The following is a 23415-nucleotide window of genomic DNA, read 5'->3' as shown; positions in this document are numbered from 1 at the left end:
GCCCTTTGTGAGTGGAAGCTAGTTGCTTCCACTCTACCCAAAGGGCGATTTTTTTTGTACATAGAACCATTAAAACTCGATCACACGATGACAAAGCCTTTGCATGAGCTTCGCTTCATGGCTCACAACTACAATTCCCATCTCTCGCTTTTTTGCAATTTCCGTGACAGCCTGCCAGATTTGCGCTTGCGTTATCGCATCAAGCATCGTCGTCATCTCATCTGCAATTAGAAATCTAGTATTCGGCCCCAGGGCCCGGGCAACACAGAACCGCTGTAGCTCTCCACCAGATAATTCATGGGGCCAGCGTGTTAACCACTCCTGCTGAATTCCTAACAATTCTAACAACGCTTCATCAGGCTGATATCCTTCATTCAGAATTCTATGCATCTTCCATCTTGAGTTAACCGCTTTTTCCGGATGCTGCAATACCATTTGAACAGGATGATACCCTTTCTTTGTTAAAGGAGCACCGTTAAACGTAACCTCCCCCTCCAAGGGGGACTCATAACTAGCTAATATGCGGCACAAGGTTGTTTTTCCACGTCCACTTGGACCCGTAACCCCAACGACCTCTCCTGGTCCTATTGATAGATTTACACCTCGAAACAACCATGGACCACGATCATATCGAAATCCGATATTGTTCGCTTTAAGTTGCATGAATGCACCTCACCATTCCGTCCCTGAGATTCCTCATTGCTGGTTGTGCCTGATGACACTCCGGTGTGGCCATAGTACAACGTGGCGCGAATAAACAACCCGTTGGCAATGCACTTGGATGAGGCTGAGACCCTGAAATAGGGATGAAATCATTCTGGGGTAATGCACGCCAGAGAGCCTTACTATACGGGTGTCTGATGGCTTCGCCTTGACCTGAAAAATCCTCCACTCTCGCGACCTCAACCGTCGTTCCTGCATAGAATACCGCTATTTTATCTGCAATTTGAAGCGCTGATTCAATATCATGCGTAATCATCATGACAGCAGAGCCAAAGTTTGCAAACTCTCTAAAGTGACTCAGTGCTTCCTTGATGACAACCGGGTCCATTCCCGGTGTAGGTTCGTCCGCAATAATGACCTTCGCTCCACTCACCATAGCCGTTGATAGTAGTACTCGCCTTGCCATCCCTCCTGAAAGCTGAAACGGATACATCCCTTCAACCTCTCGTCCAAGGCGGAGGCGTTCGAATACCGCTCGCTGCGCTTCCACAGCATCTCCAGTTCGTACGGACGTACGGACTTGACTGCCAACCTTCATCAGCGGATCTAGATAGTTTACGGATTGAGGAACAAGCGCAATATCCTTCCCTCTCAGCGCCTTTTGCCGAGCAGGAGTGAGCTCTTCCCCTTCAAATCTCATCACTCCACTGACCGTAGCATTACTTGGCAGTATGCCTAGTATCGCATGCGCGAGTAAGCTTTTTCCCGAGCCACTTGCACCCACAACGGCTAGGATCTCACCTGCTTCTAGCTTCACGTTCAGACTAGATATAACGTTATGATTAGTCTGCTTAAGACCCGCTGTATACTGTTTAAACGAGATAGATAAATTTTCAACTTCAAGTATAGACATTCAATTAACTCCTCTTCCTACTGAACGCAGTATACCCGTTTAATCACGATTCCCATTAGGATCTGTGAGCAACCTTAAGGTCTCTCCGATCTGATCGAACATTCTCACGATGATTAATAGACAAAGTCCCGGGAAGAAGGCCAGCCACCACATTCCTGAAGATAAATACCGCATTGATTCGGAGAGAATGATTCCAATCGCGGGCTCATGTGGAGACAGACCTAAGCCTATAAACGTCACTGCCGCCTCGTGCAAAATAACATGAGGAAACAGTAACATAAAACCGATTACAAACTGCGGGATAATATGTGGAATGATGTGGTTCACGGCTATCCACCAGCCGGGCTTGCCCATCCTCCGCGACACCTGAACGAATTCAGCAGACCGAATTTGCATCACCTCTGCTCGAATAACCCTTGCTAGGCTTGGCCAGTGGGTTAGAGCTAATCCCATGACGATCCCTTTAAATCCTCCTCCAAGTGTAAAAGAGATAAGAATTAAGGTTACGAGATGGGGGACACTCAAAAAGAGATCAATGAGCCACGAAATAAAACGGTCTGCCTTTCTCCCCATCGTTGCCGCAGCCATCCCTAGGAACAAAGCAATGGACGCACTGCCAATAGCTCCAATTAACCCGACTCCAATACTTAAGGTGAGCCCCATTACCGTACGTGTGAACATATCTCTTCCTAACCAATCGGTACCGAAGAGATGCTCTAGAGACGGTGGGGCATTGCGATCCGCAAGACTGGTTACCATCCTGCCCTCATCAAGTAGTAGACCGCCTATAATTACAACGGCAATGGCAATGACGGATATAAATAGCTTCAGAAGGGCCCCTTGCTTATGATTCAAATGAAATTTCTTCAGGATGGGAATCATACCTCTCTCCCCTCCCTCGTTCTCGGATCTAATACGCGATAACTTATATCAGCGAGTAGATTCCCTACAAAAACAAACATCGTAGTAAAGATAACAATTCCTAATAACAGAGGAACATCCCCTCGTAGTCCCGCTTCTACGGTAGCCTGTCCTAGACCAGGATAGGAGAACACTTGCTCAGCGAGCACCGCACCACCGAACAGCTCACTAAAGGCTGCAAACTGCAACGTGATGGCTGGCAATGCCACACTTCGTAATCCATGTCGCCAAAATAACACAAAGCCTTGTTCCCCCCTTGCTCTAGCGAATAAGACATAGTCACTCGCAAGAACATCAATCAGCTTTTGCCGGGTATGAAGAGCCACATTCGCAATACCAACCATACTTAGCGTCAGAACAGGCAGAACAAGATGCTGAATTCGATCCATCAGTGTAACATTCTCTGCGAGTACCCCAGCTGGAACCCCCATTCCAACCGGAAACCATCCGAGCCATACAGCAAAAACAATAAGAATAAGAAGCCCCATCCAAAAGGTCGGGGTAGAAGCTAGGGTGAAGCAGTACCATTTGATCAAACGATCGATCCAAGTTCCTTTTTTCATGGCTGCTACAACACCCATCACAAATCCAATAATGCCTGATAATATCCAAGCAGATAGCATAAGCACCAGGGAATTCGAGAATCGTTCCCCAATAACCTCTATAACCGGACGGCGATAAATCATCGATGTTCCCAAATCACCAGACAGAACAGCTGAACCCCAGTGAAAAAACTGCACCATGACAGGCTGATCCACTCCCCAATATTCAGCAATCTTTGCCCGCTGTTCAGGGCTGACTTTTAACATATCTGCACCAATATAGGCCTGAATGGGATCAATCGGGGAGTTCTTCACTAACAGAAAGGATATGAAACAAATAGCAACTAACAGAGTCACCATCCGCAATCCTTTCCACAAAATGAATATGCCAAGCTTTCGATCTATTAATTTGTGCACCTTACTTCGCCCATTTCCATTCCACAATATTGTCAGTTGCAGGCCATCCATGTCCATGAACATGGATTCTTTGATCTCCGATATCAAGTCCATCTTTCACGAGGTACAAATGATTGATATTAACTAACCAAGCCCACGCAGCATCCCCTTTAGCACTAAGACCCGTTGTTCCATCCCATTGAGCTTTTTTCCAGAACTCTAGAGCATCTTCTTCGGTCGTAGCGTGAAGAGCTTTCTCGAAATAATTATCAACCGTCTTATTCGAATAATAGCCCGTGTTATAGTAATCAATTCCTGCCGCTTCACTACTATAAATGTTATACATTTCGTGAGGATCATGACTTCCCCAGCCCATAAGAACAGGGCTTGAATGCATGTTCTTAGCGATCATATCCCAGCTTCCGCCCTCTAATTTAATATGGATCCCTAAGGGTTTCATCATATCAGCGACAGAAATGGCAAGCGATTGTCTGATAGCATCATTAGCCAAGTAATACAGGGTGAACTCCGCTTTCAGGGAATCCTTCTCCAAGATTCCATCCCCATCGGTATCCTTCCATCCTGCTTCTTGTAGCAGCTTCTTAGCACCAGCCATATCACCGTCTTTAATCACGGTTTCCGGATTCCACCACGGAAGACCGTCTACAGAAGTATAGGCTGGCGTGCCCTGTCCTTCTAGTACCCCATCAACAAGCGCTTGTCGGTCTACAGCCATATTTATGGCATGGCGTATCGCTGGATCTGCGGTTACATCGTTACCAATGGGCAGACCATCTTTTGTAACGTTACCTGATTTTACAAATGGAAATGCGATCCCTCTATTGTCCACGGTCTGGATGGATTCTAACTTCATACCAGGAACGTTCTGCTTACTAAATGCAGCCGGTATATAGGCCAGATCTACAGTACCCGCTTGTGCCGCCGCAAATGAAGCGTCCTCATTCAGGAATAGGAAGGTTATCTTCTTGAAGTAAGATTGTTTATCATAATATTCCGGATTCGCTTGGACAATAAGCTGTTGCCCTTTGTCCCACTGCACAAGTTTATAGGGTCCGGAACCTATTGGATTCTCGGCGTAGTCTTTACCATACGCATGTTTTGGGACAATTCCAGTTGCTATAAGGGTATTAACAAAAGTGGATTGAGGCTCTTTCAACGTAAACCTAACCGTATATTTATCCACAGCCTCTACCTTACGCATACGGTTAAGATCTACCACCGACCCATTGTTAGTTGCTGTTTCAAATGTAAAGACGATATCATCCGTTGTTAAAGGCTCCCCATCAGAGAACTTAACATCTTTACGAATGTTCACCGTCCATTCCATGCCGTCATCGCTTACTTCATAGCTTGTTGCAAGATCATTGACAATGTTCAGTTGATTATCTCTCTTTAGAAGCGTACTTTGGAACAGAGGCGATCCGTAACGCCCCCATCCGGTTGTAGGGTCAAAGCCTGCCTCTGGCTCAGATCCAAAAGCTAACACCAACTCGTCCTTTTTATCTACGCTGCCCGCACTATTCCCAGAATCAGATAAACCTGATTTGGAAGAATTACAACCTGCTAACATAAACATCGACATCAAAGTAACCAATGCGATTATTCCAACTAATTTCTTTCTCATCTAGTCTCACCTCATCGTAATAAAAACCACTCAAAAAACCTTACTCATCTGAAGTAAGGGAAAAATTGGAATTATTAAATTCCATTCAATCAAGCTACATATAACAAAGATATCCTTAACGTTTAAAATCTAACTGAAGGAGTTGTTATAGGAGATATTACAACTTGCGTCTACATGGGGGGTAGACCCTTTCACGGGAGTGAAAAGTGCGGGAGAATACGTAAACATCCAGCTTATTAAAGCGATGTTCCTGTACCTATCTTAATAGCTTACTAGCGAGTAGGCAACTAATTTTCCTATTGTAGTGCACTTTTTGTGCATGAAGATACGCACCATGATGATGGTGCGTGGTAGAGAGCTTCCTTACTCATGCATGTTAATTCTGATAACAACAGATATGCGATACCATCACATCGAGTCACCAATATATCGCGGTGTTGTTATCGCTTCTGTTAAAGGTTTAACCAGATCATAAGGATAGACCCTCATCTCGTGCAGACGTGAGAGTTCGATCCATTCCACGCCCACCTGAGTTTCGTCTGGATTATGACCGTTAGAGACTTCCTCCTGATTATCCATTACACATTCAAAATAAAACTCCACCTGATGAATATCAGCATCCGAATCTGCAAATTGATGATTTTTTCCGATATATTCGCGAATAAATATAATATCCTTTACCTCAACTTGGCATCCGATTTCCTCTATGCATTCCCTGACAACAGCATCCTTCAACTCTTCAAATTTCTCCTGTCCACCACCGGGAAACAGATAGAAGAAGCCCTCTTCATCTACATTCTTCGTCAACAATACCCGCTCATTCTGTATAATGACTGCTTTAGCCGAATTCCGAATAGGTTTCATGTATGTACCCCTCTGTTAAGATGCTATATTCTATGATTCTTAATCACTGATGCAGATATTGTAATAATCATCGCAACAAATGCTGCCAAAAGCACAGATAGTATCACAATACTATAATCCTTTTTCTCATATTCTGCCGCTATTTCACTATGCTGCTTAGGCTGAATCGAATCATCACTGCCGCCATATTCTCGATCAAAGTAAGCTTTGTAGTAATCCCCTGTCTGTGATTGTATGGCGATGACTTCATTAGGAGATATCCCTTGTATGGCGTAATACTGCGTGCCTTTAGGATATGAGTTAGAGAAGTTACCGTTATAGTATCCCTCTTGCGTGGAGTAGTAAGTGACTTTCCCTACGTACTCCTCTAAGAGTTTCTCTTCTACCCGTTCTTTAGTGACGATATATGATCTGCCATCGTTAACTACAAACTCATAAGCCCAGCTTGCACATACAGTAGAGATGTATAGCAAGAACATCCATAGTGTGAGCAGAGGTATTTTTATAAGCCGGTGAATGAGATTTCCCTCCTCTTATGTAAAATCATTCAGGTTTACGGCTCTTTACCGGGCCTCAAGCAGATTCTCATATTCACTTGGCGATTCAACAATACGGATGGATCGAGGGATTTGAGCAAGTTTGCTTAGTGACATCGTAACGAACTGGCCTTTCTCTAGCTTCTGGAGCACTTCAGGCACCATCACTCTATACTTCTTCAACTTCCCATCCGTTCTACTTATATGAATGGTTCGGCCCTCCTTATGAACAATTTCCCCGTAAACTTGCCTCGTAGCCGATGTGATTAAGTCGGTAAGAAGAGCAACAACCAATCCTGCGTAACACAAAACAACAAGAAAATATAGAAAGCCGAAACTTGAAGGTGTGAATCGAGCGTGATGCAGCGCAAATACAACAATTGAAAGAAATAACATCACAGCATTTAAGCTTAGTTGCCAGATTAGCCGTTTGTTACTGTTCAAATTCATCATCATCCAGACCCCCTACTCGAACTTTTTCTTGTAACCGTTTACTTCAATCTCTAGACCGATACCACTCCCTGAACCTTGACGTTCGGTATCTTCAATCTGCTCTCCATAGAACACCTCGTTCAAAAATGTTTGGGATTGAGGGTGAAGTGTAACAACTTTTGGTTTGAATTCAGTCGGAACCAACCAGCCATTCATGATTGGCCGTATAGTTGCCTGCTCGAGCTTCCCGTAATTATATATATTAAGCTTACAAACGGCCTTTACCTGCTTACCTTCGGAAGAATAGTTACACTGACTTTCTTTTTTGGAATAGGCTACAGAAGAAATACTCGTGGAGTTGAACTTCGTTAGAAAGAAGAGCTGCTCTGTTACGAAGGGAAAGATAAGCATAATAGCTATATATCCAAGAATAAGTCGGCTCATGATTTTGGGGTATTGAGGTCTATATATGTTCACCACCCCAATTGTTCCAAAGATTAGCAAGAGAGAGCCTAATATAACCGGTAAATGAAACCCATACCTGTCACCTTGTGCCCAAGGAGAAATCCCAATCCATCGAAATAGATCATCACCGACCGAATTTCCCAGATGATTAATAGGTAACAGAACCAGACCAATAATGGCAGCCGATATAAAGATCATTTTTCTCTTCAATTTCCTCCACCCCTCTCTAATTCCATATTGTAACAAATATCCCAGTGGAAATGTCCTCCATGATGAATTTTTAAGAAGGGTGAAGTGACTTTTTATTTATCGAACAATAACATGGTACGTTCCACTCTTCTGTTCATGAAGCAGTGGGCGTTTACGGTCTAACAGGCTCAGGGTGATATTTATGAAGACATACATATCCATCAGAAATAATCCAAGAAGGTATACCACACCGAGGATACCAGAGTTGTATACACTCATAAACAACACATGAGCCCCACCAAATACCAGATACAATAGTCCATTACGAATAACAATTTCACGCAGCTTCAGCTTCTCGCCTTCACCTACAATACGAATGCGTACAAATGATTTCCCAAGCGTCTTTCCTTCTTTGAGATACGGAATGATAATGAAATACACTGTGGTCACCATGAAATACGCCAGAGGTACTCGGAGAACGTACAACAGCAATACAACGGGCATAAGAAGCAGCCAGTCTATTCCAAAAGCAATCAGTCTACGGGTGTAGCTGACGCGTTTCTGCGACAAATCAACCTCTGCATGTAGACGATTCAAACGAGGTATATGTGTGGACATCCAACTAGCAATGGCATAGCCTAGCATCCCACCGAGGGTATTGAGCAATAAATCATCTACATCAAACAATCGATAGGGATAATCATAAATGCCATAAATACCTGTCAGCTGTGTCACTTCGAAAAATAACGATAATCCAAATGAAGCAGCCAGACAGATCGCCCAGCCTTTCCGCAAATAGTAACGTACGAACATCCCGAACGGTACAACAAGTAAAATGTTAAACACAACCTGCAAGAGCGCTCTTTCCTTCAAGAGCCGAACATAGGTGGAGGGTTGGGACCATACGACCTTGGTTTCAGCCACAATATCATTTATAAAATTCAAAGGTATCCACTGCATGTAAGAGGCAACATCCATTGGCTCGTTATGTCTTGAAGATGGTAAGGGCAAGATCACAAGATAAAAAGCATTCATTAAATACAGCAGAAATAAATACAGAAGCAATCCCCGAATTTTATTAAAATAACCATGCTTCCTATACTGCAGTATTAGGATTGGTAAAGCACAGAGTAATGCAGCTATAGGAAAAGTTAGAAATGCATACGAAATTGGAAACAAATAATAATCAAGCACATGTATCACCTATTCTCATTTTGAATTGAATTTATATATCTTTAACGATTTAGTTAATAAGAAGTTTACTCTCTGAAAAAGAACCCACACCAAGAAACAGTGTGAGCTCTTTAAGAGGTCTATATACTATTCTTCATTTCGTTAGAAACTATCCTTGAATGCATTTACGAAGCGTTTCTTCAATGGATGCACGAATATCGTACTCCTTATATTTAAGAATAGGCATGGTATCTGCGGGATCGAGATAGGCATCCCGGTCTTGTATTTCAGCCATCATGCTCATATGAACACCCTGTTCTTTTCCTGAGTCCGCATTTTTTGCATCAATCTGCTCCATTGCAGGCTTCATCTGTTCTAGTGGAACCACTGTAACCTTGCTCTCTTCCTGTCCCAAAGCATCGACTACCATCTGGTGAAATTCGCTATGCTTCATGTTCATACCGCAAATCGAATACTTGCCACCGTGCACACCATGCTCCAACGCTCCAATCGTTGCTTCGGCTACCTGCTGTGCTGTAACCATAGCTGTTCCGCCGCCCAGAACTGGAATGACCTTTTGGCCTCTCACCCGATCTACGAACATCGTCCAGAGTGGCATCCGTCCTGGCATCACACCGAAAATGTAAGGCAGACGAATGCTCATCACATCCATTCCTCCCTCACCTTCCATACATGCTATTTCCTCCTGCAGTATTCTTGAGCGAGGATAAGCATTAGATTTTAAAGGAATGTCAGACCACTCTTCCGCAAAATGTGCAAAATACGAATTCAGCAATACAAACTTTTTCACACCAGCTTGTTTGGCTAATCTGGCGATACGCTGTGTTGGCAACACGTTGGCCTCATAGAAAAATTTCACCGCCGGCGCCTCAGGTAGTGTCCGTTCATCTGCTCCAGCAGCATATACGAATCCATCGATATCTTTTAGCATTTCCAGTATATCTCCATCTGACATGTCATTGATATTCCCAACATTATGCTTCACCTCAGGAGGCAAAAGACCATCTACCGGCATGGAATGCCGAGATATCGTGGATACATGGTAACCCCGATTTAATAATTCCTTTACGGTGAAATAACCTAAAAATCCGGTCCCACCTAATACGAATACATTCTTCATGAAGTCCATCTCCTATCAGCTAAGTTGGGGAATGAGCTTAGCGAATTTCAATATCCCCCTCCTGTCCTTTACCCATTTTTACAAAGATACAAATAAAAAAGAACCCGTGGAAATCCATGGGTTCTCGTATTACGTCTATAATCTAGCCCTGCACACATTTGCGAAGTGTCTCCACAATCGATGCACGGACATCATCTTCGTTAAATTTCAGTACTTGCATCGTGTCCGCTGGATCAAGGTAGGCATCTCTGTCCTGAGCAGCAACTGCTACGCTCATATGAATGCCATGCTCTTTGCCTGCCGCAGCTGTTTGAGCGTCCACTTGCTCCATTGCAGGCTTGATCTGCTCTAGCGGCACTACGGTTACGGTACTATCCGTCTGTCCCAGGGCATCCACTACCATCTGATGGAACTCGCTGTGTTTCATATTCAAGCCGCATATCGCATATTTACCTCGATGCGCACCATACTCCATTGCTCCGATGGTCGCTTCCGCCACCTGCTGTGCAGTTACCATCGCCGTACCGCCACCAAGAACCGGAACAATCTGTTGGCCTTTGACCCTGTCTACGAACATGGTCCAGAGTGGCATACGCCCTGGCATCACGCCGAAAATATACGGTAATCGAAGGGTTGTTACATCCATGGCTCCTTCACCTTCCATGCACGCCACCTCTTCTTGTAACAGTCGCGTACGTGGATACGCGTTATCTTTCAGAGGGAGATCGGTCCACACTTCAGCAAAGTGAGCAAAGTACGAACCGTACAATACGAATTTCTTTACACCCGCTTGCTTTGCTAACCGAGCAAGACGCTGCGTTGGCAGTACATTCGCTTCATAGAAGAACTTCATAGCTGGTGCTTCTGGTACAACCCTTTCATCTGCTCCAGCCGCGTATACGAATCCATCAACGCCTTTCAGCAGGTCCAGAACTTCATCATCTGTCATATCATTGATGTTTCCTAACCTGCACTCCACTTCACTAGGTAAGAGATCTTCAGTTGGCATGGGAGGCAGCGATACTGTCGATACTTTATATCCGCGTTTCAATAGTTCTTTAATTGTAAAATACCCTAAAAATCCAGTTCCACCTAATACGAATACTTTCTTCACGAAGTCCATCCCCAATACAGGTTATTAGAGGAAACATCAATCCATCTAATATTTTCCTCAATTTCATTTTACCTAAATTTTAACTAATGTGCCTTGTGGAATGAGTCTAATTTGTGAAAAAAATAACAATCTATAAATATGTCCTCAAATCTCACTATCTCATCATTATAAAAACATTATAAAAAGCCCCCCTAAGTTCTTTTCTCAACTCAGAGGGACTTTTCGATTCAACTTCACTTATTAAATTGCTTCTTGGTATACTGCTCCACCTGCTGGATAAATGTTTGCTCCTCAGCTTGATTAGCGAAGGATCTCTTCGGAACGATGGTTGCCTGCATGCTATTAACAAAAAGATAAAGATTGTCCTTATCCTGCTTAAGATCGTGGATATCACTCCAAGCGCAGTGAGACTTACTTTTCACGGTAGCATCATAAAGCCCCTTATCATTGACTTCAATTAAATGCTCCCCGACTACGCCGTCACCCGTCTTCACCACCATCTTCATCGTTCTACTCTTAATTCTGTACACGAACAAAACATCAGCTAGACCACCAATGATCGCACCGGCAACAATAGAGAATGCCCAGCCAGAACCGAGCAACTTCGAGATAATAATACATGAGACAGGGATACTGAGCAGACTGAAGAACATCGCTATTCTATACTTCGGCATATTGAACATGACAAACTTATTAAAATTCCAGAAGTCCTCTTTCTTTAAATCTATAACAACCTTCATATGTACACTTCCCTCCAGCTTCATTAATATATCCTTCAGGATAAGTCATTCCCGGACCGTCTCTAGTATAAGCGAACTCAAGGTATAAGAACATTGATGATTTTTATTTTTCATTAAATATTCGCTTAAATAATAGGATTCCAGATGATTTTCCATTGCTCGGAGACAGAGTTATATGAACAGTGGGTAGCATATTTAAAAAATGTAGTGTAAGTGAAGAAGCCCCGGTAATCTACTGGGGCTTCTTTCTCATCGCTTCAAATACTCCTTTAACCGAATCGTTGCAAACTTACTGATAGCATCTACTAAATTCAGATGATCTACATCCTCTTTCTCAAAATCTGCAGGAGCACCAAAATATCCAAGAGGTGTAATATTTCTAGCGATTTCGCCACCTTGATGCCACTTTTTCAAATCGTCGTGATTCAGATTTGCCGGCTCCAATTGTCTAGCGAGGTCCACATTCACTAACTCCGGGAAAAACTTAACCATTTGCGCAGTTGAACCTTCGCCCGCATGGATATCTAGATATTCCTTCGGTGCAGGGAAATCTTCTAGCGACATTTCCACCGTATAGATCAAGAAATTCTCATTCTCCGGATGAATGCCCAAATCCTCCGCAATCCAGTGAGAAATGACCGAGCGGATGTCTATGCCTAGACTTTCACGGCCAGCCATAATACCCTCGTACAACGCTTCCCCATGCATCGGGTCACCATGGATATCTACAATAAAGACATGCTTCACTCCCCATCTGGTTAAACATTCAAATATATCGAACAACACATTTTTCACAGTTTCTTTTCTCGAAGTAAACGAGCCGGGGAATGCACCTGTGATGGCATTGATCCCCCAATAAAAAGGTGGTGCAATTAGACATTCGATATTGTCTTTCTGCAGCTGATCCTTGATCTTTCTACAGATCAAGTGACTCACATAAATGTCTGACCCTGTAGGCAAATGGGGACCTTGCTGCTCGATCACGCCGGTAGGTAATAATACAATGGCCCCCTTATCGATGCTGCACTGAATCTCTGTCCAGCTCATATCTGACATGGTATCCTTAAATATCGAATATGACATATACATTCCTCCAATCGTTTTGTATGTAGTGTATTATGAATACCAAAAATTACAAGTCTATACTTTTAGAGGAATTCTAATTATATTTAGAATACATTAAACACGGGATCGGAACCTATATCAAAAAAACCGTACTCCCATGGATATGGAAAGTACGGTTTTTTTGATGCGTATCATCAGAATGATTTGTCCTTATCTTCCGTTTCGGTTGTTTTCTCGAATTCCTCTTCTAACTCTTTCTCGATTTCTTCATTGCTGATCAACACGTCATCCGTATCCTCGATCCCTAACTTCTCTTTAATCATCTGCAGATCCTCATAGATCAGTTTGTTCTTTTGATGCATACTAAAAACTAGACCAAACATGACTGCAAACATGAAAAGCCCGCCAAAAGGTCCCATGAAGAGTGATAAAGCCAAGGTAAGGATAATTCCAACTACCATACCGAATATAGCCATGTTCGCGTGCTCCCTTCTACATGCTGTTCTAGGAACATTACTTCTGATTGCTGTCATCACATTTTATCGTCTCTTAGCTTGTATTAACAACTATATGACTATAATGGATATTCCTGTTTAATCTAGACTCCGAAGCTGATCTGAAATATCCTCACGTCGGTTCTCAATATAATATCGAATTGTATCTGGCTCCCCATCGAATAATTGAGTACTCCACTTTTGGCTTGCATCCTTATACATATCATCGGAAATTTGGTTATACAGCCGGTACACAATGGGGAGCTGGCGGCGTACCGTAAATACGGTGTCGATTAAATGGGCAAGCAGTGTTTTATATTGCTGGCGATATTCTGGGTATGATAATACCTTTTCGGTAAGCTTATTATAGCCATGGATTTTTACAAGATTAGAGCCTACAAGTTTACCATAACAGTTTCTGCCCCATGTTCCCTCATAATCCCAAGGTATAATACCGTACAGCTTTCTCGTACGATGCTCAAATAATGTATAGTTTTGATTAAAACCATCATAATTGCCCGTAAGTACAGCCCCGCTTAACCAGCGCAAATAATTGCCGATATCGAGATGACGTATTAAATATTTCTGTAACTCGTCTCTCTTATATAGATGAATATAACGAATGAACCGAGACAGCTGGACGCGATCCTGATTGTCACCCTTGATTAGACTGTACCCAGAAAACATAGACTTCTTCGACGAGGTTTTATCCGTAAAGTCAGCATCATCATTAACTGCATAAATAATGCTTTTTACCGGAATGCCTCTCCGTTTGAAAAAGGAAGCATTCACTCCCTCAATCCTCAGATACACCCCAGCACTTCGTTCATTAATATGAAGCACACAATGCTGCGTAGCCGGACTTGATACTTGTATAGAATTAAAAAATTTAAAGGATAACGCATTCCTAATCATCGAAGGATCATCATATTCCGCATTAAAATGGTAGGTAGCCTGCGATGTACGAATTTCATACGATTTTTTAGGATATTCACGGGTATGCCCGCCACGGTAGCGAATCCGTATCGGAATCCGTTTCCCTCCTAACAACATGGATGCATGAACGAACCGCTCAGACCAAATGTCACTTTTCAAAAGGGCATGCTCTCTATGATTAATAAATATCTGGTATATCGGCAAAGTCACAATTGTCCCTCCTTATAGCCGATAGACTTTGGCCCGCTTTATTACAGTCGCTTATATTAAACCAGTCCCCTTCTCGGGAGGGGTGCATATGCTAAAGTAACGAAATCGGAAAGGAGAATGAGTATGCCTGTTAACATGTATGAAGTCGCAAATTTAGTAGGTAGACAGGTAAAAGTCGACTGCGGAGGCCCCGGTGATGTGGAAGGTAATCTGCTTCAAGTATTTCCTGACCATCTGGTAATCCAATCCGGAGATGGCTCCATTCATTATGTGAGAGATATTCATATTCACCACGTAATGGATCATCACTCTCATGAAAACCAGTCTCACGGACATCACCATAGCAGCGGTCATCCATCAGATGGAAACCACTCCCACGGTAACCACTCTCAGGGCAGTCAATCCTGCGCTAATGAACACCACGAGCATCACTCACATGGCTGCAAACCTTGTCGCAACCGCATGAGACGTCACCACCATCGCAAACACTGCCACAGAAGAAGCCGCCTTAGACGCCACCGCTCAACGAATAAGTGCATGCGTCCGCGAAAACGCAGATCGTGTGATTGTTAATAAATCATATTTTAGGTACTGTTTTTGTCAGGGGCATTAGCAGGTCTATTCCTTAATGCTCCTTGACGGAACAGTTTATAATAATATATGCGAAAGCCCACTTCATGTGATTGAACATTCGTTTCTCTTTTCATTATGGATAGAATAGGAGTTGTAAAGTGTTTGCTGAACTTAAACATTCGTAGACTCGGGACAAGCGAGCAGCCTCCGATGAATTTACTACTATTAGCGGATCCTTCGAAAAAGCTTGTAGAAGAATACATACAGCGCGGACAATGCTTTGTTGCTGAACTGGAGAATGGGATCGTTGGAGTATATGTGCTACTACCCACCCGGCCAGGTACAATAGAACTCGTTAATATTGCCGTTGATGAATCTTTGCATGGACAAGGAATTGGTAAACAACTAGTCAACCATGCGTTACAGTCCGCTCGGCAGCTCGGATTCAGCACGATTGAAGTTGGAACGGGTAGCACAGGAGTCAGTCAACTGGCACTGTATCAAAAATGTGGATTCCGGATGACGGGGATCGATAGAGATTTTTTCATCCGTCATTATGATGAGGAAATTTACGAGAATGGCATACGTCTATATGATATGGTACGACTGTCTCAAGATTTATAACAAGAAACGGCGACCTCTCCCGATTTCAATCCGAGAGACCATCGCCGTTTTTTTAAGATTTAACATCCTTACCTCTAACCACCTGATAGATAAACCCTAATGTAAACACAACCAGCATCACAACATACGAGATGAGTACAATATCAACCGAATTAATATCCCCAGAATACATCAATTGAATCTGCGTTCCGATGATGAGCATGAACAACATATAATATTGTGACAAGCCCGCAATAGCCAAGCTACGAGCAGCATCATCCAATATAAGAAATTGCCATATATAGAGTAACAAGGATATAAACCATATCGAGTTGCCTAATAAGAAGCTATATACCTTGTTCATGGATAGCTTTGCAAACTGCCTTCCTCCCCAGAACCAGAACAACACAAATCCGAGATTCAGTGTCCAGATCAGCATACCTGAGAATGGTACGTAATAAATCAGTATATTAAACAACCAACCTAATACTAAAGGTGCTAGAACAATTAATGCATGTTTATTTTTCTCAATAAATTTATTCAATATTGTCTCTCCTCATTTCGTGCTTGCGTATTCAATAACCCAACAATCACGATACTCACCTTCATGCCATTCATGACGCTGGAGATATTTCTTTTGGACAAAACCAGCTTTCTCATACACCCTCAGTGCCCGTTCATTCCATGCCTGTGGGTCCATCACAACCTTCTCCGCCCCTGCATGATTGATCAAATAACGGACCATAGATGTAATGAGTTCAGTTCCAATTCCCCGATTCCAGAAATCCGTCTCCCCAATAAATTGATCCATACCAAAGATCGTTCCTGGAAAATCATCATATCCGTACTCTGTCCGTTCCTCATCAGTAATAGGATAATACTGAATATATCCAATATCTTGACCCTCGTACTGTATGATACAACGGACATTGGATTCATCCCCATTATAGAAATGTTCTTTCACCAACGCCAGATCGTGTGGACGATCCCGACCTTCATAATAGGTTAACACCTGAGGATCACTCAGCCATTTCACCAGCAGACCTGCATCGGCCTCTTTCAGATGACGAACGCTCAGCTTGTTATGCTCGTATACGATCATAGATTATGCCCTTTCCTCTGCTTTCTTGCGAATCATTATAAATAGAGATGCCATGTGTCCTACGGTGAAGAGTATTGATAACAGCGTTAGAAACATAAGTGCACTAATGCTGCTATGATTCTGATCCACTCTGAATAAATACACGGTAGTACTAGCTAACGCCACGCCAATAAATCCAAACAATACGGTAATAGCTGCTCTAAACCTGATCGCTTTATCCATCTAACAAAGCCTCCGATTCTTCTAAAATCACCCGTTACACAAGCTGTTTAAATTGTACCATAAGGCCTTACCGAACTATAAATTTCACCACGTAAGTCCATACAAAAAAAGAAGCCGGCTACCCGGCTTCTTGGTCTCAAGTGAAAGCTATTACTTGTCGAGCGTCTCGCTCCAGTCATGAATCATATGACCCTCAATAAACTTCTCACAGTCCATTGCAGCCATACAACCGGAACCTGCAGCAGTAATGGCTTGGCGATAACGCGTATCTTGGACATCACCACATGCAAATACACCTGGGATGTTTGTTTCCGTTGTTCCTGGCTTAACGAGAATATAACCTGTTGGATCTGTCGTAATCTGACCTCCAAGGAAAGCGGTGTTTGGTGTATGACCAATAGCCACAAATACACCTTCCGCTTCGATCAGCTCTTCCTCGCCTGTCTCGTTATTTAGGACCTTAAGTCCTTTTACACCTGTTTCACTAGTTACTACTTCGATTGGCGAGCGGTTCAGAGCCCACTCCACCTTCTCATTCTCACGAGCACGGTCCTGCATGATCTTCGAAGCACGAAGCTCATCACGACGGTGAACCAGTGTTACGCTGGAAGCGAAACGAGTTAAGAAACTAGCCTCTTCCATTGCGGAGTCGCCGCCACCCACAACAATAATTTTTTTATTACGGAAGAAGAATCCGTCACATGTAGCACATGTGCTTACACCGCGACCGACGTTTTCCTGTTCACCAGGAATACCGAGATATTTAGCAGAAGCACCTGTGGAGATAATAACCGTCTCAGCGAGTAATTCTCCCATGCCTTCTACTTTTACTTTGAATGGACGCTCTGAGAAGTCAACAGACTCAACCCAAGCACTCTTGAACTCCGCTCCGAAACGCTCAGCTTGCTGACGCATGTTATCCATCAGCTCTGGTCCCATAATACCTTGAGGAAATCCTGGGAAGTTCTCCACTTCAGTCGTTGTAGTCAACTGACCTCCCGGCTGCATACCCTCGATTACGAGTGGTTTCATGTTAGCTCGAGCCAAATAGATGGCTGCCGTCAGGCCGGCTGGCCCTGTTCCAATTACGATTGATTTGTACATTTTGAAGGCCTCCTTGGATATCGTCAATGTAGTTATTTAATATCTTACCCTAATTCTAGATGTTTTCTGTAAACGGACGAAACTTCTCATCGTGCTGCTCATCACTTTCGCACGCTTGGTCGATCTGCCGTGCATATCTTCGTACAGTAGAAGAGGATATTTCATAACGTGCTGCAACTTCTTCATACGTCAAGGCACGTCCGCGTTTCTTGGCCGTCATATACACAAGCGCTGCTGCCCATCCCGAAATATTACGGATATTCGGAATATCAGGATAGAGCTTGCTGAGGAATTCGGACCATAGCGTCTCCATTTCCCGTTTCCAGAAATGATCTGCCCGTTTGTCCATCATCTGATAAGCTTTATCTAATACTTCCTGCCAGGTCGGATGCCAGTCAGGTAATACTTCCATTCCCTTCGCTGCTGTCTCACGGTCCTGATTCCGGCTCCGTTTGCTCTCCAGCTGCTGAAGTACTAGGCGCGCTGCATCCTTCAGATCTGCATCCTCACCCGGCTCTTGCAGGAAAGATCGAAGTGCATGCTGCACTTCATCATCTGCAATCAGCTCTAACGTACGGATGACCTGCAATTTAATGTGGGGATCACCATGGCGAAGTGCCCAGAAGAATGAAGAGCGGATAAGCGGATTATGCTTCGCCTCCTCTGTCATCACTTCTCCATCATGCTCCCACTGTTTAAATTGTTCCTCAAACGGAAGGTGGTAATGATAACTTACCTTCATCACTTCTGTTCCAGTCGCTTTCCGCTGTTGCAATTGAGCGAGATAAAAATCCGGAATGACGGACTCCGGATCCAGCTTCTTAGCATGACGCCAATATTTCGCTGCCACCTCATAATGTCCGCTGTTGCACGCTGCAACCGCCGTATAATGATAAAGACTCGGATCGCTACTGAACTCCTCATCCTTTAATAACCGCTTGAAATGATTGTATGCCTCTTCGTGTTTACCCAAGATGCCCATCGTTGTTGCCAGCTTGAATACATGCTCCTGATGAAAAGGAATCGTCGCGGCCAGCATTTCCACTAAGCGGTTACGCTGCTCTGTATTTCCCTCATGCTGAAAGAAAATCGCCAGGTTACACAATCCATGCAGATTCCCAGGCTCTTGATCCAGCACTTCTTCAATGGTTTGCTTCGCCTTGGCGAACCGCCCCATATAATAATAGGCAAGCGCCAGGTTGTTTCGTGCTGCTAGGAAATCAGGACAATCGGCCACGATCTCTTCGAGCATTTTCACAGCCTGTGCGAACTTCCCTTCTTCAAGCAGCTCACGGGCACGCTCATGCTCCACCATGCCTTCGCGGCTCTTGATACGGCTGAGCTTCGCAGGACGGTTGAGCTCGTAATGAAGAAGCTCCATCAGCTCTTCTGACTCGTCCATAAACTGTCCGCTGGAGTCTTCCTCCAGATACGTAACCAATGCCTTTTCCGCCTCTTCGAAAAGCTCCATATTGGCGTAATTGTTCGCCATATAGAAATAACATTCCGTCATGGAAGAATCGACTTTATCCAAAATATGCTGTAGCACCTTATTCGAGCCTTCATAATCGCCCGTCTCTGATAATATACCCGCCATATTGCAATGATTCACCGGATTTTCCGGTTCATATTCAACAGCTTTGCGAAAATATTTCAGTGCCTTGTCATATTGGAAACGATCAAGCGACTTCACCGCACGATCAAAGAAAAAGTTAGCATTCATTTCGATAGGTATAATATTGTGAGGGTCATCTGACCCGGCTTGATATCTATTCACGGAAGCAAGACACCTCCTTTAACTTGCTCCTCTATCCACAACAGTATAACACGTTACACCGTCTATTTGCAGATAAAAAGACGCCGGTTTTTACACCCCGGCATCTTTAAATAATGTTGCTATAGATCCACCTTCAGTAATGATATTTGTAGCCTGTGCCAACATCGGAGCGACGGATAACACTTTTACAAATTCCTTATGTTGATCAGGTAGTGCAATGGAGTCCGTAACGACAAGCTCTTCGATATGAGCATGGTCAAGACGATCAAGCGCTTGGCCTGAAAATACCCCGTGCGTTGCACACACAATAGCATCTCTTGCACCGCGCTCCTTCAAGCCTTCAACTACATGAACAATCGTCGAACCTGTATCAATCAAATCTTCGATAATAATAGGTGTCCGGTCTTTCACATCCCCAATAACATGCGTAATGATAGACTCATTATGCGCTGGACGCTGCTTGATCATAATAGCGAAGGGTGACCCTAGGCGACTAGCAAGCTTTTCAGCAGTCGTGGCACGTCCAGCATCTGGGGAGACGATGACCGGATTCTCGATCTGCTTGCTTTTCAAATAATTCGTGATAAGATCAAGCGCTGTAAGATGATCGACAGGAATATTGAAAAAGCCTTGGATCGCTGGTGCATGCAGATCAATTGTAATCACACGATTCGCACCGGCTGTTGTTAGAACATCTGCTACCATTTTGGCCGAGATCGGTTCACGTGGTGCCGATTTGCGCTCCTGACGAGCATATCCGTAGTAGGGAACAATAATATTCACAGTCCGAGCCGAGGCCCGCTTCGCTGCATCAATCATAACAAGCAGTTCTACGAACATTTCATTAATGGGATGCGAGAATGACTGAACCAGAAATACATCACAGTTCCGAATGCTTTCCTCGTAGTGAACATAAATTTCACCGCTCTGAAAGCGAGAAATTTTCATTTTGCCCAATGGGGCACCTAGTTTTTCACAAATGCTCGCTGCAAGCTGTGGATTAGATGAGCCAGCGAATAATCGAAGTTTATGATACATTGGGTCCTCCTGGATACCGAAAGTGGTTAGGTACGATTCTTAATGCATGCTTGATGTCTATTCCTAAAGGGGGCTATCACCAAAGCAGGCCGTCTCCGCACCTGCACCAAACTCTATACAGAGGATGCGATAGTAACGAAAACAGCCACATTTGCTTGTACACTTATTCCTATTATACATTGGTTTGTCCTATTCTTTCAAAAGAACCATTTTCCTGACCCGATTTTGAAAGGTTGCGATCTTCTCAACCCCAAGCTCTTCGAGAAGTTCGCGTGCTGTGTCCAAATGCTCTCCCAGCTTCTGCGGTTGATGTGCATCTGAACCAAGCGTTAACGGAATGCCAAGTCTGATTGCTTCTTCAAGCATTCTACGACTCGGGAACATCTCCTCACAGGCTTTCGATAAGCCCGATGCATTCAGTTCCATAGCTTTTCCACTTCGACTGACGGCAGCAAGCGCAGCTTGTTCCAAAGCGATCACTTCATCGGTATGTTCCACGCCAGGACTAAAGCCGAATCGCTTAATGACATCCAGATGGCCCATGATATCATAAAGACCAGTCGCAGCTGCTTTTTGGACCGCATCATAATACTTGCGATATACATCTAAAGGGTCTTTTCCTTCCCAGCCATGGGTTTGACGAAAATCTGTAATATCCCATTCCCCTAGAAAGTGGACAGAGCCGATGACATAATCCCAAGGATAATCCTGAATGATCTTCTCGATGTGCCGCTCATAGCCTTCGATATAATCTCCTTCGAGACCAACCCGAACTTCAATCTGGCCTTTATAGCGCTCCTTCAGCGTCATGCACTCTTCCACATAACGAGGAAGCTCCTCCATAGGCATAGCCATCTCAGGATAATAATCTTCCGGTTTTACATGGATGAGAGGCATATGATCGGATAATCCAATCTGATGTAGGCCCATCTCAATGCCCCGCTTTACGTACTCTTCCAGCTCACCAACAGCATGGCCACAGCGCGCATGATGCGTATGGTAGTCAATATACATCCAATCTAAGCCTCCCTAGTCCCGGCGAGGCCGTTCATGGCGGCGGCTCAGCTCATCCAATATATCATCAAGCGGTAGCTTACGCTCCTGCAATAGAACTAACAGATGGTAAATGAGATCACTAACTTCCAGACGCAGCTCATCGTTATCACGGTTTTTAGCCGCAATAATCGTCTCGGACGCTTCTTCACCGACTTTTTTCAGGATTTTATCAACGCCTTTATCGAATAAGTACGTTGTATAAGCTCCCTCTGGGCGCTCGATCTCACGCTTCGCAATGATCTCCTCAAGTTCCGCAAGCACCTCAAAGCGATCACTTAATGCTGGTGTATCTACAACACCCGAAAGACTCGGTTCCCCAGCTACCGTAATCTCATTAAAGAAGCAGCTCACCTCTCCCGTATGACAAGCAGGACCTTTTGGCGTTACTTGTATAAGAAGGGTGTCTCCATCACAGTCATATGCCATCGACACTACGGATTGAATATTGCCGGATGTTGCTCCTTTGTGCCATAATTCTTGACGCGAACGGCTCCAGAACCACGTTTCTCCACTTTCCAGCGTGAGCTTCATGGACTCCCGATTCATATATGCCATCATCAGAACCTGTTTATTCTTAGCGTCTTGAATAATTGCAGGCACAAGTCCTGCTTCGTCCCAGCGAATATGCTCAATCATCTGTTCCAACGATAGATCCTGTTTCATATCGTCACTCATCGTATGTCCACTCCTTTTAGCTTTAACTGGTGTTTGAGATCCGGTATAGCAATTTCTTTATAGTGAAAAATCGTCGCCGCCAGACCCGCATCGGCTTTGCCTGATGTAAATACATCATAGAAATGATCTTCAGTTCCGGCTCCGCCCGAAGCAATAACAGGGATTCCAACGGAGCTGGATACAGCAGACGTCAGTGCAATGTCAAAGCCGTCTTTTGTACCATCGGCATCCATACTCGTTAATAATATCTCTCCCGCACCAAGTGACTCTGCCTGCTTCACCCACTCCAGCGCCTTCATACCGGATGGAGTCCGTCCGCCGTGCGTGTACACTTCCCACTCGCCCCATGCCTCATTGTATTTCGCGTCTACAGCCACAACAATACACTGGGAGCCAAAGCGACGTGCACCCGCCGAGATCAGCTCAGGCTGACGCACAGCCGCTGTATTGATGCCTATTTTATCCGCACCTGCACGCAGGATCCGCTTCATATCTTCTACTGAGGATATGCCGCCTCCGACTGTGAACGGAATCGCGATTTCTCCTGCTGTTCTTCGAACAACCTCTTCCATGGTGGCACGACCTTCAACAGATGCCGAGATGTCCAGAAAGACTAGCTCATCAGCGCCTTCCCGATCATACAGTGCAGCAAGTTCCACAGGATCTCCCGCATCACGGAGATTGACAAAGTTAACTCCTTTTACAACCCGTCCGTCCTTTACGTCCAGACATGGAATAATCCGCTTAGCCAGCATTCTCTCGCCCTCTTCCCTAGATCTTCACTCCATTGACTAATATCTTAAATAACATCACTCAAAAAGCTAAA

General features: G+C 44.1%; 27 protein-coding genes. 2 read left to right on the top strand and 25 right to left on the bottom strand.

Going from position 1 to position 23415, the window contains the following annotated elements; translation table 11 throughout:
- Positions 1-69 precede the first annotated feature (69 nt).
- From ACK8P5_RS01285 to ACK8P5_RS01210, 16 genes are all read right to left on the bottom strand, one after another.
- Positions 70-663 (bottom strand): ABC transporter ATP-binding protein, encoded by a 594-nt coding sequence (locus ACK8P5_RS01285; RefSeq protein ID WP_422659202.1) that lies wholly within the window; start codon positions 661-663, stop codon positions 70-72.
- A complete protein-coding gene (locus ACK8P5_RS01280) occupies positions 653-1576 on the bottom strand; it encodes an ABC transporter ATP-binding protein (protein ID WP_422659201.1) in 924 nt (307 codons plus the stop codon). Before ACK8P5_RS01280 ends, ACK8P5_RS01285 begins: the two co-directional genes overlap by 11 nt.
- Before the next feature lie 39 nt (positions 1577-1615).
- Complete coding sequence (locus ACK8P5_RS01275; protein WP_422659200.1) at positions 1616-2458, bottom strand: ABC transporter permease; 843 nt, start codon at positions 2456-2458, stop codon at positions 1616-1618.
- Positions 2455-3513: an ABC transporter permease gene (locus ACK8P5_RS01270; RefSeq protein ID WP_422659199.1), complete on the bottom strand. Its 1059-nt coding sequence runs from the start codon at positions 3511-3513 to the stop codon at positions 2455-2457. Before ACK8P5_RS01270 ends, ACK8P5_RS01275 begins: the two co-directional genes overlap by 4 nt.
- Positions 3458-5080 (bottom strand): ABC transporter substrate-binding protein, encoded by a 1623-nt coding sequence (locus ACK8P5_RS01265; protein WP_422659198.1) that lies wholly within the window; start codon positions 5078-5080, stop codon positions 3458-3460. The genes ACK8P5_RS01270 and ACK8P5_RS01265 overlap by 56 nt, the downstream gene beginning before the upstream one ends.
- 408 nt (positions 5081-5488) lie before the next feature.
- Positions 5489-5944, bottom strand: coding sequence for an NUDIX domain-containing protein (locus tag ACK8P5_RS01260; RefSeq protein ID WP_422659197.1), 456 nt, complete (start codon positions 5942-5944; stop codon positions 5489-5491).
- Between the two features lie 23 nt (positions 5945-5967).
- Positions 5968-6423 carry a hypothetical protein gene (locus tag ACK8P5_RS01255; protein ID WP_422659196.1) on the bottom strand — a complete coding sequence of 152 codons (456 nt, stop codon included), beginning with the start codon at positions 6421-6423 and terminating at the stop codon, positions 5968-5970.
- Positions 6424-6507: 84 nt separating this feature from the next.
- Complete coding sequence (locus ACK8P5_RS01250) at positions 6508-6933, bottom strand: hypothetical protein (protein WP_422659195.1); 426 nt, start codon at positions 6931-6933, stop codon at positions 6508-6510.
- 12 nt (positions 6934-6945) lie between these two features.
- Positions 6946-7575, bottom strand: a complete 630-nt coding sequence (locus ACK8P5_RS01245; protein WP_422659194.1) for a hypothetical protein — start codon at positions 7573-7575, stop codon at positions 6946-6948.
- Between the two features lie 108 nt (positions 7576-7683).
- Entirely contained in the window at positions 7684-8760 is a 1077-nt protein-coding gene (locus ACK8P5_RS01240; protein WP_422659193.1) for a VanZ family protein, read from the bottom strand.
- 148 nt (positions 8761-8908) lie between these two features.
- The gene (locus tag ACK8P5_RS01235; protein ID WP_422659192.1) at positions 8909-9880 is read right to left on the bottom strand and encodes an NAD-dependent epimerase/dehydratase family protein; all 972 of its coding nucleotides are present in this window, start codon (positions 9878-9880) and stop codon (positions 8909-8911) included.
- Positions 9881-10022: 142 nt separating this feature from the next.
- The gene (locus tag ACK8P5_RS01230; protein ID WP_422659191.1) at positions 10023-11003 is read right to left on the bottom strand and encodes an NAD-dependent epimerase/dehydratase family protein; all 981 of its coding nucleotides are present in this window, start codon (positions 11001-11003) and stop codon (positions 10023-10025) included.
- Positions 11004-11227: 224 nt separating this feature from the next.
- Positions 11228-11734 (bottom strand): YcxB family protein, encoded by a 507-nt coding sequence (locus ACK8P5_RS01225; RefSeq protein WP_422659190.1) that lies wholly within the window; start codon positions 11732-11734, stop codon positions 11228-11230.
- A 249-nt stretch (positions 11735-11983) separates the two neighbouring features.
- Positions 11984-12817 carry a creatininase family protein gene (locus tag ACK8P5_RS01220; RefSeq protein WP_422659189.1) on the bottom strand — a complete coding sequence of 278 codons (834 nt, stop codon included), beginning with the start codon at positions 12815-12817 and terminating at the stop codon, positions 11984-11986.
- A 176-nt stretch (positions 12818-12993) separates the two neighbouring features.
- Positions 12994-13275, bottom strand: coding sequence for a hypothetical protein (locus ACK8P5_RS01215; RefSeq protein WP_422659188.1), 282 nt, complete (start codon positions 13273-13275; stop codon positions 12994-12996).
- 117 nt (positions 13276-13392) lie between these two features.
- Complete coding sequence (locus ACK8P5_RS01210; RefSeq protein WP_422659187.1) at positions 13393-14439, bottom strand: CotH kinase family protein; 1047 nt, start codon at positions 14437-14439, stop codon at positions 13393-13395.
- A 117-nt stretch (positions 14440-14556) separates the two neighbouring features.
- Here ACK8P5_RS01210 and ACK8P5_RS01205 point away from each other — a divergent pair, with 117 nt between their 5' ends.
- Together ACK8P5_RS01205 and ACK8P5_RS01200 are read left to right on the top strand one after the other, a co-directional pair.
- Entirely contained in the window at positions 14557-15012 is a 456-nt protein-coding gene (locus tag ACK8P5_RS01205; protein WP_422659186.1) for a DUF2642 domain-containing protein, read from the top strand.
- Positions 15013-15147: 135 nt separating this feature from the next.
- Entirely contained in the window at positions 15148-15636 is a 489-nt protein-coding gene (locus ACK8P5_RS01200) for a GNAT family N-acetyltransferase (protein WP_422659185.1), read from the top strand.
- Between the two features lie 52 nt (positions 15637-15688).
- Here the strand turns inward: ACK8P5_RS01200 and ACK8P5_RS01195 are convergent, their stop codons facing one another.
- From ACK8P5_RS01195 to hisF, 9 genes are all read right to left on the bottom strand, one after another.
- Positions 15689-16159, bottom strand: coding sequence for a hypothetical protein (locus tag ACK8P5_RS01195; RefSeq protein WP_422659184.1), 471 nt, complete (start codon positions 16157-16159; stop codon positions 15689-15691).
- Between the two features lie 12 nt (positions 16160-16171).
- Complete coding sequence (locus tag ACK8P5_RS01190; protein WP_422659183.1) at positions 16172-16717, bottom strand: GNAT family N-acetyltransferase; 546 nt, start codon at positions 16715-16717, stop codon at positions 16172-16174.
- 3 nt (positions 16718-16720) lie between these two features.
- Positions 16721-16939, bottom strand: coding sequence for a hypothetical protein (locus ACK8P5_RS01185; RefSeq protein WP_422659182.1), 219 nt, complete (start codon positions 16937-16939; stop codon positions 16721-16723).
- A 150-nt stretch (positions 16940-17089) separates the two neighbouring features.
- Entirely contained in the window at positions 17090-18043 is a 954-nt protein-coding gene (trxB, locus tag ACK8P5_RS01180) for a thioredoxin-disulfide reductase (RefSeq protein WP_422659181.1), read from the bottom strand.
- Positions 18044-18098: 55 nt separating this feature from the next.
- Entirely contained in the window at positions 18099-19766 is a 1668-nt protein-coding gene (locus ACK8P5_RS01175) for a tetratricopeptide repeat protein (protein WP_422661335.1), read from the bottom strand.
- A gap of 144 nt (positions 19767-19910) precedes the next feature.
- Positions 19911-20858, bottom strand: coding sequence for a ribose-phosphate diphosphokinase (locus ACK8P5_RS01170; protein ID WP_422659180.1), 948 nt, complete (start codon positions 20856-20858; stop codon positions 19911-19913).
- Between the two features lie 189 nt (positions 20859-21047).
- Positions 21048-21872, bottom strand: a complete 825-nt coding sequence (gene hisJ / locus ACK8P5_RS01165) for a histidinol-phosphatase HisJ (RefSeq protein ID WP_422659179.1) — start codon at positions 21870-21872, stop codon at positions 21048-21050.
- A gap of 15 nt (positions 21873-21887) precedes the next feature.
- Positions 21888-22589: a bifunctional phosphoribosyl-AMP cyclohydrolase/phosphoribosyl-ATP diphosphatase HisIE gene (gene hisIE, locus ACK8P5_RS01160; RefSeq protein ID WP_422659178.1), complete on the bottom strand. Its 702-nt coding sequence runs from the start codon at positions 22587-22589 to the stop codon at positions 21888-21890.
- Entirely contained in the window at positions 22586-23344 is a 759-nt protein-coding gene (gene hisF / locus ACK8P5_RS01155) for an imidazole glycerol phosphate synthase subunit HisF (protein ID WP_422659177.1), read from the bottom strand. Before hisF ends, hisIE begins: the two co-directional genes overlap by 4 nt.
- Positions 23345-23415 lie beyond the last annotated feature (71 nt).

Source organism: Paenibacillus sp. EC2-1 (genome assembly GCF_049311625.1).
Classification (GTDB): Bacteria; Bacillota; Bacilli; order Paenibacillales; family Paenibacillaceae; genus Paenibacillus_AQ.
The sequence above is the reverse complement of the archived record's forward strand: the minus strand, read 5'-3'. Positions and strand labels throughout refer to the sequence as shown.